At 57.3% G+C, this 12,686-nt stretch carries 11 protein-coding genes; all 11 read right to left on the bottom strand.

What is annotated here, in order from left to right; translation table 11 throughout:
- Window positions 1-77 precede the first annotated feature (77 nt).
- Window positions 78-824, bottom strand: a complete 747-nt coding sequence (locus DSM117340_RS13100; protein ID WP_089892470.1) for an SDR family oxidoreductase — start codon at window positions 822-824, stop codon at window positions 78-80.
- Window positions 825-836: 12 nt separating this feature from the next.
- A complete protein-coding gene (locus DSM117340_RS13105; protein ID WP_354689680.1) occupies window positions 837-1,616 on the bottom strand; it encodes a hypothetical protein in 780 nt (259 codons plus the stop codon).
- Between the two features lie 63 nt (window positions 1,617-1,679).
- Entirely contained in the window at window positions 1,680-3,131 is a 1,452-nt protein-coding gene (locus DSM117340_RS13110; protein WP_089892475.1) for an aldehyde dehydrogenase family protein, read from the bottom strand.
- Between the two features lie 12 nt (window positions 3,132-3,143).
- On the bottom strand, window positions 3,144-4,736 hold the full coding sequence (locus DSM117340_RS13115; protein ID WP_089892478.1) for a dipeptide ABC transporter ATP-binding protein: 1,593 nt from the start codon (window positions 4,734-4,736) through the stop codon (window positions 3,144-3,146).
- Complete coding sequence (locus DSM117340_RS13120; protein WP_089892482.1) at window positions 4,733-5,548, bottom strand: ABC transporter permease; 816 nt, start codon at window positions 5,546-5,548, stop codon at window positions 4,733-4,735. Before DSM117340_RS13120 ends, DSM117340_RS13115 begins: the two co-directional genes overlap by 4 nt.
- Window positions 5,545-6,492 (bottom strand): ABC transporter permease, encoded by a 948-nt coding sequence (locus DSM117340_RS13125; protein WP_089892485.1) that lies wholly within the window; start codon window positions 6,490-6,492, stop codon window positions 5,545-5,547. Before DSM117340_RS13125 ends, DSM117340_RS13120 begins: the two co-directional genes overlap by 4 nt.
- A gap of 99 nt (window positions 6,493-6,591) precedes the next feature.
- Entirely contained in the window at window positions 6,592-8,067 is a 1,476-nt protein-coding gene (locus DSM117340_RS13130) for an ABC transporter substrate-binding protein (RefSeq protein ID WP_089892488.1), read from the bottom strand.
- 269 nt (window positions 8,068-8,336) lie between these two features.
- Window positions 8,337-9,626: an acetylornithine deacetylase/succinyl-diaminopimelate desuccinylase family protein gene (locus DSM117340_RS13135; RefSeq protein WP_089892490.1), complete on the bottom strand. Its 1,290-nt coding sequence runs from the start codon at window positions 9,624-9,626 to the stop codon at window positions 8,337-8,339.
- A 58-nt stretch (window positions 9,627-9,684) separates the two neighbouring features.
- Window positions 9,685-10,371: a ribulose-phosphate 3-epimerase gene (gene rpe, locus DSM117340_RS13140; protein ID WP_089893647.1), complete on the bottom strand. Its 687-nt coding sequence runs from the start codon at window positions 10,369-10,371 to the stop codon at window positions 9,685-9,687.
- Window positions 10,361-11,416, bottom strand: coding sequence for a class II fructose-bisphosphate aldolase (gene fba, locus DSM117340_RS13145; protein WP_089892493.1), 1,056 nt, complete (start codon window positions 11,414-11,416; stop codon window positions 10,361-10,363). The genes rpe and fba overlap by 11 nt, the downstream gene beginning before the upstream one ends.
- Window positions 11,417-11,606: 190 nt before the next feature.
- Window positions 11,607-12,545 (bottom strand): class 1 fructose-bisphosphatase, encoded by a 939-nt coding sequence (locus DSM117340_RS13150; protein WP_089892495.1) that lies wholly within the window; start codon window positions 12,543-12,545, stop codon window positions 11,607-11,609.
- Between the last annotated feature and the right edge of the window lie 141 nt (window positions 12,546-12,686).

Consider the following 12,686-nt stretch of genomic DNA (forward strand, 5'->3'; position numbering starts at 1 on the left):
TAGCGTTCCCCAGCTAACGGGGGAGTTTGAGCGGGTTTGCCCTCAACAGGTCGGATTTTCCAAAGGAAAATTCGATCTCAGATACACCGCCCGCCATCCACTTCCATACAGACCCCCGTGATCATGCTCGCCTCATCCGAGCACATAAAACAGGCCGCATTGCCGAGGTCTTCAGGCGTCGAAAATCGCCCAATTGGAATGGTCGAAATAAATTTTGCGCGCATCTCAGGCGTGTCTTCGCCCATGAAGCTTGCCAAAAGCGGCGTCTCCCCTGCAACAGGGTTGAGCGCATTGACCCGCACGCCATGCGGCGCCAATTCCACAGCCATCGCCTTTGTCGCCGTATTCATCCAGCCCTTGGAGGCGTTGTACCAGTTCAGGTTGGGGCGTGGGCTCACACCCGCAGTCGAGGCGATGTTCAAAATCGCACCCGCGCGACGCTGCTTCATAAAGGGCGCAAGCTCATGCGCAAAAAGATAGACCGATTTGCAATTCACAGCAAAAACACGGTCAAACTCTTCCTCGCTCACCTCTTCCATCGGCTTGGGCAAATGGGTGACGCCAGCATTGTTCACAAGGATATCCACCTCACCAAAGACTTGCCGCGCGGTCGCGACAGTCTCAGCAACATCAGCCGACACAGCCACATTCGCCACATGGCCAAAAGACCCTGCTCCCAGCTCTTCGGCCATGCCCATGGCTCCATCGTGGTTGATATCCACAATCATCACCTGCGCGCCCTCTGCCGCAAACTTCCGCGCAATCCCTGCGCCAAAGCCGCTCGCACCGCCCGTGACAATCGCTGTTTTTCCCTCAAGTCGCATCGCGTCTTCTCCCTATTCGCTCACCGACAAAACCAAGAGCGCCTCATGGCGCGCCTTGGGCTCCATCTTCATCACAACATCTAAAAAGAACTTACCCGCAGCACAGGCCTGCGCATTGCTGACACTCTCAAGCCGCTCAAACGCCGCAAGCGCAGCCTCCGCCGTCGGGTCCGCCTCTGCCGCTGCGCTCAAAGCCGCTGCAATCTCCTCACTCACACGTTCCTGCATGGCTGATGAAAGCTGCTTTGGCGCGCGCGTGGCACCCAGCTTGGCTGCCTTATACTGGATTCGGTAGTATTCTTTCAAAGCAGGTGTATTGAGCCGCCCCGCCGTCTCTGCGGTCCGCCGCGCCACTTCGTTGGCAGGCAAGCGATTTTTAAAGATAAGGCCACAGTCCCGCTTGCCAAGCGCCTCGACCACAACTTGCTCGACCTTAAAGAAATAAACCAGCTCGCTGGGCGCTAGATGTCCCATCCCAAGGTCCAAAAGCGGCTGGAGCAGCCCCTGCGCCGCCTGAGCATTTTGCCAGTTGCCACGCCCTGCCGCCAATATTCGCTCTGCAATATGGTTGGCAATCTGACGATCGCCCAGCATTCGCTTCATCTGCGCCATGGCCAAATCAAGATTTTCCCCAGCATAGCCGCTCTGCTCAATAGACTCGCGCATCCCTGGCAAAGTTGGAATTTCGCCCAAAATACGTACAATCTCTGCCTTGCTTGGCCCCTCTTGGGCAAAGCCTGTTTGCGCAACGAGCCCAAAGACGAAAATCAGAGAAGCCAAAAACCTGCGCATCACACGCCCCTTGTTATAAGGGTTTGATCATTGCCCGCCTGCGCGCCAATGGAAAGCACCAATTCAGCCATGAAACGCAGCGACAGTTTTCAACGTGGTGAAGCCATACAGCGCTTCAAATCCCTTCTCGCGCCCATGGCCTGACTTGCCCACGCCGCCAAAGGGCAGCTCCACACCACCGCCCGCGCCGTAATTGTTGAGAAAGACCTGCCCCGCGCGAATGGCCTTCGCCAGCCGCATTTGTCGCGCGCCGTTCTGTGTCCAGACAGAGGCAACAAGCCCATACTCCGTCCCGTTGGCAATCGCGACAGCCTCCGCCTCGTCCTCAAACGGGATGATCACTTGCACAGGCCCAAAAATCTCGTCGCGCGCCAGCGCATGGTCGGCGCTAACCCCTGCAAAAAGTGTCGGCGCCACAAAGTTTCCGCCCTCGGGTGCGTCGCTCAAAACGCCCTGCGCTGCCATCTCAAGGTCCGCGCCCTGAGCTAAAAACCCTGCGACAATCCCCTTCTGCTTGGCCGAAATCAATGGCCCCACATCCAGATCGGACATCGCCTGCCCAACCTTAAGCGCACCGTAGCGCTCAGCCATCCGCGCCGTCACCTCGTCATAAATCTTGCGCTGCACCAAAATGCGTGAAGAGGCCGAGCAGGTCTGCCCCGCGTTCTGTATCCCCGCATTGACAAGAAACGGTAGCGCCGCGTCCAAGTCCGCGTCTTCAAAGACAAGCTGGGGGCTCTTCCCGCCCAGCTCCAGCGTCACTGGTTTCACATGCCGCGCCGCCGCCATCTGGATCATACTCCCCGTCGCCACCGAGCCCGTGAAAGAGATGTGGTCAATCCCGTCATGCCCGCTCAAAGCTGCGCCCGCCTCACTGCCAAGGCCCGGAACCACGTTCAAAACCCCGTCAGGCAGGCCCGCTTCCTTGGCGAGGTCCGCAAATGCCAGCGCCGTAAGGCACGCGTCTTCCGCAGGCTTCAGAACGCAACAGTTCCCCGCCGCCAAAGCCGCGCCAACAGAGCGCCCAATGATCTGCATCGGGTAATTCCATGGAACGATGTGCGCCGTCACCCCATGTGGCTCTCGCAGCGTGTAAACGGTGTACCCGTCCAGATAAGGGATGCTTTCCCCCATCAGCTTGTCCGCCGCGCCACCGTAAAATTCGCAGTAGCGCGCCAGAGCAAGCGCATCGGCCCGCGCCTGTTTCAAAGGCTTGCCCACATCAAGCGCCTCAAGCCGCGCCAAAGCCTCTACACGCCCCTCCACAAGCTTGCCCAGCCGCATGAGTATCCGCCCGCGCTCCGCCGCTGGCGTCCTTGCCCAGCCGCCCTCAAAGGCCCGCCGCGCGGCGTCAATGGCCGCGTCAACATCGGCCTCTTGCCCCCGCGCAATCTCGCCGATCTGCTCTCCTGTTGAGGGGTTCATCAATGGCAAGGTCTGCCCACCTGCAGGTGCGACCCACGCGCCGCCAATCAAACATTTCGCAGGGTCAAACCCCAAATCCTCAAGGCTCATATCGCTCTCCTCTCAAGCGCTGCGTTTCTTCGGAAGCTGTGGCACGGCAGCAATCAGCTCTCTCGTATAGGCATGCTTCGGGCGCTCAAAAACATCCGCTGTCGCGCCCTCTTCCACAATCTCGCCCGCCTGCATCACAAGGCAGCGGTCAGTCACATTTCGCACCACACTCAAGTCATGCGAGATAAAAAGATAGGTCAGCCCAAAGCGTGCCCCGAGATCTGCGAGCAAGTCGAGTATCTGCGCACGAATGCTCACATCCAAAGCGCTGACAGCCTCATCCAGAATGATCAGCTCAGGCTTGATAATCAGCGCCCGCGCAATCGCGATCCGTTGCCTCTGCCCGCCCGAAAATTCGTGGATATACTTATCCGCATCCGCCGCGCTCAAGCCCACCTTCTCAAGCGCGCTGATAATAGCCATCTCACGCGCGCCGCCCACAGGCGGATCATCCAGCAAATGAAACGGCTCAGCCACCAAGCGCCCGACTTTCCAGCGCGGGTTAAAGCTCCCGTATGGGTCTTGAAACACCACATGCATCTTGCGGCGCACGGCACGGTTGGGCCGCTTACCACTAAACACGGGCTCACCATCCAGCAGGATTTCGCCGCCCTGCACCTCCTCAAGCCCTAGAATGGCCCGCGTCAAAGTGCTCTTGCCGCAGCCGCTTTCGCCCACAAGCCCAAGGCTCTCGCCACGCCGGATGTCAAAACTCACGCCCTTCACCGCGCGAAAATGCTTCGCTCCACCAAAGAGGCCCGCGCGCGGCAAAGCATAGTCGCGCACAACGTTCCGCACACTGAGCAAAGGCGCTTCCAACACATGCTCTGAGCGCGCGGGCTGATGGTCTGACGCTTCCAAAAGCGCGAGCGAATAAGGGTGCCGCATCGTCTCGAAAATCGCAGGGCTTGCGCCGCTCTCCACAACCTCGCCCTTGCGCATAATCACGATCTCGTCGGCCATATCGGCAACAACAGCGAGGTCATGGGTGATCAGCAAAAGCCCCATCCCGTCTTCGCGCGCCAGCCGCTTCAACAGCCGCAGAACCTCCGCCTGCGTCGTCACATCGAGCGCCGTTGTCGGCTCATCGGCAATCAGAAGCTTCGGCTGCAAGGCAATCGCCATAGCAATCACAACCCGCTGCCGCTGCCCGCCACTCAACTCATGTGGATAGCGGCTCAAGGGGAAGCGCTCTTCAGGCAGCTCACAACGGCGCAAAGCCTCGCGCGCGCGCTCTATAGCCTCGCGGCGGCTCACATTCTCATGGATACGGATCGTCTCCGCCACTTGGCGGCCAATCGTCTGGATAGGGTTGAGCGCCGTCATCGGCTCCTGAAACACCATGCCAACCTCGTTGCCCCTGAGGCCACAAAGCGCGCCTTCCTCAAGCTCAAGCATCTCGTGCCCACTCAACGCCACACGCCCCTCTGCCTGCGCGCCCTCCGGCAAAAGCTGCATAATCGCCAGCGCCGTCATCGACTTGCCAGACCCGCTCTCGCCAATCACCCCGACAATCTGCCCCGCCTCTACGCTCAAGGTGACATCCCGCAAAATCTGCGTGCCATGAATGCTCACATTCAGGTTCTCAACGCTCAAAAGGCTCATCGCTTCGCCCTCCGCAAGCGTGGGTCAAGCCAGTCGCGCAAGCCGTCGCCCAAAAGGTTAAGCCCCAAAACCGTGAGCAAAATCGCAAGGCCAGGAAAGATCGCCAAATGCGGCTTAAAGCTAAACATTGTCTGGCTCTCCGCCAGCATCCTGCCCCAGCTAGGCGTCGGCGGCTGCGCCCCAAGCCCGACATAGCTCAGCCCCGCCTCGGCCAGAATGCCAAGCGAGAACTGGATCGTCCCTTGCACAATCAGCAAGTTGGTCACATTCGGCAGAATATGCTCAAAGCTGATCCGCGCCACACCCTTGCCAGACACACGCGCCGCCAAGACATAATCCCGCGTCCAAAGGCTCAAGGCCGCCCCGCGCACCAGCCGCGCAAACACGGGGATGTTGAATATCCCGATGGCAATAATAGCGTTCAGAGCGCTCGCCCCAAACACAGCCGTGATCATGATCGCAATGAGCAGACTCGGAAAGGCAAAGACAAGATCATTCCCGCGCATGATCACCTCGTCCAGAAGCGTCCCCGTGCGCGCCGCCGCAGCCAGCCCAAGCGGTACGCCCAGCAGCATGCCAATCCCCACAGCCACTACGGCCACAGCAATCGAGGTGCGCGCCCCGACCATAATCATACTGAAAATATCACGGCCAAAATGGTCCGTGCCCAGCCAATGCGCAGCACTCGGTTCCTTCAGCTTGTTCGGAATATCAAGGCCAAGCACGTCATACGGCGTCCAGACAAAGCTCACGAGTGCGGCGATAACAAACACCGCCGAAAGCGCGGCCCCTATGATCAGCGAACGGTTCATGCCCGCACCCTCAGGCGCGGATCAACAACGGCATAAGCCACATCGACCAAAAAGTTCACAACAATCACGGCAAAGACCAGAAGCATCACCACGCTCTCGACAACAATAAGGTCGCGCGCGGCGATAGACTGAAACACAAGCCGCCCAAGGCCTGGCAGGAAGAAGACATTTTCAATGATAATCGCCCCCGCCATAAGAAAGGAAAACTGCAAGCCGATGATCGTCAGCACAGGAATAAGCGCATTGCGCAAAGCATGCCGCCAAAGCGCTTGGCGGCGGCTCAGCCCCTTGGCCCGCGCCGTGCGAATGTAATCCTCTCCCAGCGTGTCCAAAAGCGAGCTTCGCATCACCCGGGCCAAGATACTCGCCTGCGGCAAGGCCAGCGCAATCGCGGGCAGCGTCAGGCTCTTCATCGCTGGTCCAAAGCCCGCGTCCCAGCCCGCAAAGCCGCCCGCGCTAAACCAGCGCAAATTGATCGCGAAGACCAAAACCATCAACATCGCAAACCAGAAATTCGGGATCGCCACGCCAAGCTGAGTAAAGCCCATCACCAAGATGTCAGCGAGGCTTCCCCGCTTGCTCGCCGCCCAAATCCCCGCAGGAAAAGCAATCAGCGTAGAAAGCGTCAGCGCATAGATTGCCAGCGGCAGACTGATCCACATCCGCTCGCCAATCATCTCGCTCACAGGTGTGCGATAAGTGTAAGATGTGCCAAAATCGCCGCGCAGCATCCCGCCGACCCAGCTTGCATAGCGCTCAAGCAACGTCCCGTTCAGCCCGAGCTGCTCGCGCAGCGCCGCTAGCGTGTCCTCCTGCGCATTCAAGCCAAGCATATAAGCCGCAGGATCGCCGGGCACGACCTCAACAAAAAGAAAGATCACAATAGAGGCCACAACAAGAGAAATAATGAGCGAAATCAAGCGCTTTGCCACAAATCTCAGCATGCGCTCCGCCCGCTCATTGCGCCTCACCCTGTCTTTCTATTCGCTCTAAATATCCAAAACCAGCGCCCGCAAAATACACAGGCGCTGGATTTGATTGGCTCACTCAGCCCAAGACACAGCTGTCATGTCGTTGGCCTGCGTCGGTGCATTTTCCCAAAGCCCCTGAACACCCGCCTTAGCAATCGTCGGGATCGCAAGTTGGAAGAGATAGCCGTTCACATAATCGCCAGAAATCTTGCGCTGCATCTGCTCCAGAAGGGCCGAACGCTTGGCGGGGTCTGCCTCGGCCTCAAGCGCAGTGTTCATCGCTTGGAAATCCGCATCATCATACTGGAAATAATAGTCAGGGCGCGCGTAAATCCCGATATCCATCGGCTCGGTGTGGCTCACAATCGTCAGGCCATAATCCTTGCCCTTGAACACTTCTTCAAGCCACTGCGCCCATTCCAGATTGGTGATCTCGGTCTGAATACCCACCTCGCGCAGCTGCGCCGCAATGATCTCTCCACCACGACGTGCATATGAGGGCGGTGGCAGCTTCAGGGTTGTCGTGAAGCCTTCGGCAAAGCCCGCCTCCGCCAAAAGCGCCTTGGCTTTCTCGGGGTCATAGGCGCTGTCAGCAGTCAGATCGACATAGTCAGGATTGTGCGGCGCAAAATGCGTGCCAATCGGCGTCCCAAGTCCAAACATCGCGCCATCAATAATAGCCTGACGGTCAATCGCATGGGCCATCGCCTCACGCACCTTCACATTGTCAAACGGCGGCATCTTGTTGTTTGTGGACAGGATCGTTTCACCCTCGGTATTGCCCACAATAACTTGAAAGCGCGGATCCGCTTCAAATTGTGGCACGTTCTCAGGCGCGGGATAGCCCGCAAACACATCCACATCTTCCGCCATCACAGCAGCAAATGCCGCCGTCGGGTCGGAGATAAACTTGAACGTCACCTTATCAAGCTTGGCAGGCGTGCCCCAGTAGTCAGCGTTCTTCTCAAGCGTGATATTGTCGCCCTGAACCCAGTTGGCAAACTTGAAGGCGCCTGTGCCGACAGGGGCCTGCTTAATGTTTTCGATGCTCTCTGGCGCGACAATCACAGCGTCACCCCAAGCCAGATTGAACAGAAGCGAGCCATTCGGCGCGCTCAGAGTGATCTTAACAGTGCTCGCGTCGACCGCCTCAACATCAGCAATGCTTGCAAACAGTGCTTTCTGCGCATTGGCGCTGTCTTCAGCACGGGCGCGATCAAGGCTAAACTTGACGTCTTCCGCGTCCATGGTGGTGCCGTCATGAAAGGTGACCCCCTCGGCAAGCTTGAACGTATAGGTCAGCCCGTCATCCGAAATCACCCAGCTCTGCGCGAGACCCGGAATGATCGAGCCATCAGACGCGAAGCGTGTGAGCCCTTCAAAGACGTTGGAGTACAGGACAGAGTCAATCGCGCCAGCGGCGGCACTTGTCGGGTCGAGATGTGGCGGCTCAAGCTGCATCGCCAGCGTGATATCGCTCTTGGCCATTGCGCCAGTGGCCACGATCATTGCCAAAGCGCTCGCCGTCGCAAATTTCATCAGTCTCATCGTCTCTCTCCCTTTGGTCAGGCCACTCCATAGCCCGTTTGTGCAAGTTTGCCCCCGAACAGGCAGACTCTTCAAGTGCTAACTCCAGAACACGCGCCCAGAACGGGCAGACAGGCCACCTGCGTTAGCCGTGCGAACGCACCATTAAGTTAACTCTCGTTCATAATTTGCCTGTTTCGGCGGTGCACGCCTTGTGCACGCATCGTGCACGGAAAACACCCCCCTAGAATCAGCGTTTTTTGAGGTCGTTAACTATGCGGTGCGGTGCGTTAATTTTCCCGCCCGTCCAGCAGGTCCAAAAGGCTCCTCGCCATCACCTGCGCGCTCTGTACCATCTCGTCAATTCCGACATATTCATCAGGCTTATGCGCAAGGTCCAGAATGCCAGGCCCATAGGCAATACAGTTTTTCAACCGCCCGATACGGTCAATGTGTTTTTGGTCATAAGTCCCTGGGGAAACAACATAATCTGCCTCTTTTCCCATAATATCACTGATCGCCCGAGCAACAGATTGCACCACAGGCGCGCTCTTTTCAGTCATCGTGGGCAAGACCCGCTGAAGTTCTCGCACATTAAAGGTAAAGTTCTCGCGCTCCGATTGCACATGCCTGAGCAGCCCGTGAATCTCTTCCTGCACCTCGTCGATATCCTCTTCAATCAGGAACCGGCGATCAATCACCATACGGCAGCTATCAGGCACGCAAGGGCTTGGTAAACCAGTATAATCTGGGTCTTGCTCGGCCTCGCCCCCATGGATCGAGTTGATGTTCATCGTGCTCTGCTTCGCCCCTTCAGGGACAACAGGCATATCCGTGCGTTTCAGCGCCAAAGCAGGAAAAAGCGAGCGTTCCATCTCGCTCACAACAGCCCCCATATGGCGCACAGCGCAGTCGCCAAGGAAGGGCATAGAGCCATGCGCAATCTCGCCATAAGTTTCGATTTCCGCCCACCAGACGCCCCTGTGCCCAAGGCAAATGCGGTCGTGACCGAGCGGTTCAGGGATGATCACATGGTGCACTTTTTCGGGGTTGAAATAGCCTTTCTCGGCCAGATACGCCACGCCGCCAAAGCCGCCACTTTCCTCATCAGCCGTGCCAGATATCTCGATAGCCCCTGCAAAATCGGGGCAAATGGCAATAAAGGCCTCGGCAGCCACAATGCTTGCCGCCAGCCCGCCTTTCATATCGCAGGCCCCGCGCCCGTAAACCTTGCCGTCGATCACCTCGCCGCCAAACGGGTCAGTGGTCCAGCCACGCCCCACTTCCACGATGTCGATGTGGGAGTTGAAGTGCACACACTCCCCGCCGCGCGGCCCCTCTTTGCGGGCCACAATGTTCCAGCGCGGATAGCGATCCGAATCGCCCAACGCACCCTTGGCGCGGATGAGTTCTGTATGGAAACCACTCTTTAACAGGCGGCGATCAAGATAGTCACATATCTCGCGATAGTTTTCCCCCGGCGGATTCAACGTCGGAATTTTTATGAGGTCCTGACACAGCTCTACAAGGTCATCCCGCCGTGCGGCAATCTCTGCGCTCAATCGGTCAGCAAGGCTCATAGCTCGTCTCCTTAGAGGCGTACTATGCGAAGCTCGCTGACCATGTTCAAGAGCCGCCTTAAAGCGCGGCGTTTGCCGCCGCTTTGATCGCGCGTATGTTTTCGCCGTACACTTCGGGGCGAGACACCGAGCCACCACGGAACACAGCCGATCCCGCAACCAGCACATCCGCTCCTGCCGCAGCCATGAGAGGTGCAGTGTTCGGGTCCATCCCGCCATCAATCTCGATATGAATCTCGCGGTCCCCGATCATCTCGCGAAGCGCGCGCACCTTGCCTGTCATGTCGATGTATTTCTGCCCGCCAAAGCCAGGGTTCACCGTCATCACACAAATAAGATCAGTTAACTCAAGCAGATGCGCAACAGCATCCGCTGGCGTGCCTGGGTTAAGCGCCACACCGGCTTTCATCCCTGCACCCTTAATCGCCTGCAAAGTACGGTGAATATGTGGTCCCGCCTCGATATGCGCGGTCAAGACATCAGCCCCTGCATCGGCATAGGCGTCGATGTACTGGTCCACAGGCGAGATCATAAGATGAACGTCCATCACTGTCTTCACATGCGGACGAAACGCCTTCACAGCCATAGGCCCAAAGGTGAGGTTGGGCACAAAATGCCCGTCCATCACATCAATATGCACCCAATCCGCGCCCTGCGCCTCAATCGCCTGAATTTCTTGGCCAAAGTTGGCAAAATCTGCACTCAGAATAGAGGGGGCAATCTTAATATTACGATCAAACATCAAGTGATCCACTGTCATAGCGTTTCGCCATCGCGTCCATGCTGAGCGGGGTAATCTTGTCCGCATTTCCAGCTGTACCAAAGCGTTCAAAACGGTCCAGACAGACCTCTTCCATCGCTTCCATGGCAGGGATCATAAACTTGCGCGGGTCAAATTCCTTGGGCATATCCTTGGCAATTTTGCGCCATGTCCCCGTGATGGCCATACGATTGTCCGTGTCGATATTGACCTTGCGTACGCCTGACTTGATGCCGCGCTCGATCTCTTCGACAGGTACGCCATATGTCTGCGGCATCTCTCCGCCATATTCGTTGATCAAGTCCTGCAAATATTGCGGCACGCTTGAGGATCCATGCATCACAAGATGCACATTCGGGATCTTCGCATGGATCTCTTCAATCCGCTTGATCGCAAGGGTTTCGCCCGTTGGTTTTTTGGAGAATTTATACGCGCCGTGGCTCGTACCACATGCAATCGCAAGCGCGTCTACCTGCGTAAGCTTCACAAACTCTGCCGCCTCGTCAGGGTCGGTCAGCAGCTGATCTTCGCTCAGCTTACCACTCGCGCCAGAGCCGTCTTCTTCAGCGGCTTCCCCTGTCTCAAGGCTTCCCAAAACGCCGAGTTCACCCTCAACAGACGCCCCAACCCAATGGGCCATCTGCGCGACTTTCTTGGTGATATCGACGTTATAATCCCAGTCCGCAGGCGTCTTCATATCCGCTTCCAAAGAGCCATCCATCATCACAGATGTGAAGCCATGCTTGATCGCCGAAAGACAGGTCTGTTCGTTATTTCCGTGGTCCTGGTGCATACAAAGTGGAATAGCAGGGTACATCTCAGCAAGCGCTCGGATGATATGCGCAAGCATCACATCGCCAGCATAGGCGCGCGCACCCCGACTCGCCTGCATAATCACTGGCGCATTCGCCTTCTCGGCCGCTTTCATAATAGCGAGCCCTTGCTCCATGTTGTTGATGTTGAATGCCGGCACGCCGTAGTCATTTTCAGCAGCATGGTCGAGCAATTGGCGAAGCGTAATAAGAGCCATCAGGAACCTCGTGATGTAAAAAAGCAGATTTGCGCCTGCTTATCACGCCTCCCGCCAAAAGAGCCAGCCCGTTAGCGAAAACAAAACATTCGAAAGCGGGACAATCCCTGATCTTTTTCTTTCCAAAAATATCCCGGGGGTTGGGCGCAGCGCCCCCAACCGGTCGGATGGCCCAAAGGGCCATTCGAATTCAGGCCTCGTAATGCGCCTTCACGCTCGCGACCTCATCACTTGAGCCAAAAATAAATGGCGTGCGCGCGTGCAGCTCTGGGGCAGTCTTGTCCAAAATCCGCACCTCCCCGTCATGCGCGGCTCCCCCCGCCTGCTCAATCAAAAAGGCAATCGGCGCACACTCATAAAGCATGCGCAGGCGTCCGTTTTCATAGCCTTTGCGCGCATCTGCAGGATAAAGAAACACACCACCGCGGGTCAGTATACGGTGGGTTTCCGCCACAAGGCTCGCAACCCATCTCATATTCATGTTCTTTCCCTTTGCCCCCGTCTCTCCAGCCTCACACTCTTCAATATAAGCCTTCGCGCCAGACACCCAGTGACGACGGTTACTCGCATTGATCGCGTATTCCTTCGTCGCAGCAGGGATTTTTTTGTCGGTCTCGACAAGGACAAACTCGCCCGTCTCGGGGTCCATCGCATAGATCAGAACACCGTCATCAAAGGTCACAGCCATGCCTGTTTGCGGCCCAAACACGATGTAACCCCCAGCCACTTGCTCTCCCGCAGGCCGCAAGAAGCTCTCTTCCGCGCCGTCCTTTGCTTCAAAGATCGAGAAGATCGTCCCAATAGAGACGTTCACATCAATATTGGAAGACCCATCAAGCGGATCAATCGCCAAAGCATATTTCCCCGCACCAAGATCAAGCACACCCTCTTGTTCCTCGGAGGCATAAAAGCGCACAGCCGTATCGCGCAGCGCGGCCTCAAACATCTCGTCCGCCATGACATCAAGCGCCTTTTGCCCGTCGCCATCACTGTTCTCACCCACTTCAACACTGAGCGAGTCGCCCAGCGCACCACGTGCAATGATCGCGGCAACGTCACGCCCGACACGGGTCAACGCCTCCATCACAGGCAGCAAATCGGCGGGGATATGATCGGGTGAAAGAGGCATGGACTGATTCCTTTAAACTGTCTGTTCTCCCTATCACAGATTTCTGGCAGGATTTGAATCCCCTGTTCCGTCGCAACGTCACGAGCACAGCCCCCGCGAAACAGGCTTGGAGTTCGCCCTGTCTCACGGTTAGGCTTGCGC

The organism is Lentibacter algarum (assembly GCF_040580765.1).
Taxonomy (GTDB): domain Bacteria; phylum Pseudomonadota; class Alphaproteobacteria; order Rhodobacterales; family Rhodobacteraceae; genus Lentibacter; species Lentibacter algarum.

Coding starts and splice junctions, on each gene's coding strand:
- DSM117340_RS13100 (WP_089892470.1), bottom strand. CDS start 824: ATGCGACTTGAGGGAAAAACAGCGATTGTCACGGGCGGTGCGAGCGGC.
- DSM117340_RS13105 (WP_354689680.1), bottom strand. CDS start 1,616: ATGCGCAGGTTTTTGGCTTCTCTGATTTTCGTCTTTGGGCTCGTTGCG.
- DSM117340_RS13110 (WP_089892475.1), bottom strand. CDS start 3,131: ATGAGCCTTGAGGATTTGGGGTTTGACCCTGCGAAATGTTTGATTGGC.
- DSM117340_RS13115 (WP_089892478.1), bottom strand. CDS start 4,736: ATGAGCCTTTTGAGCGTTGAGAACCTGAATGTGAGCATTCATGGCACG.
- DSM117340_RS13120 (WP_089892482.1), bottom strand. CDS start 5,548: ATGAACCGTTCGCTGATCATAGGGGCCGCGCTTTCGGCGGTGTTTGTT.
- DSM117340_RS13125 (WP_089892485.1), bottom strand. CDS start 6,492: ATGCTGAGATTTGTGGCAAAGCGCTTGATTTCGCTCATTATTTCTCTT.
- DSM117340_RS13130 (WP_089892488.1), bottom strand. CDS start 8,067: ATGAGACTGATGAAATTTGCGACGGCGAGCGCTTTGGCAATGATCGTG.
- DSM117340_RS13135 (WP_089892490.1), bottom strand. CDS start 9,626: ATGAGCCTTGCTGACCGATTGAGCGCAGAGATTGCCGCACGGCGGGAT.
- fba (WP_089892493.1), bottom strand. CDS start 11,416: ATGGCTCTTATTACGCTTCGCCAATTGCTCGACCATGCTGCTGAAAAT.
- DSM117340_RS13150 (WP_089892495.1), bottom strand. CDS start 12,545: ATGCCTCTTTCACCCGATCATATCCCCGCCGATTTGCTGCCTGTGATG.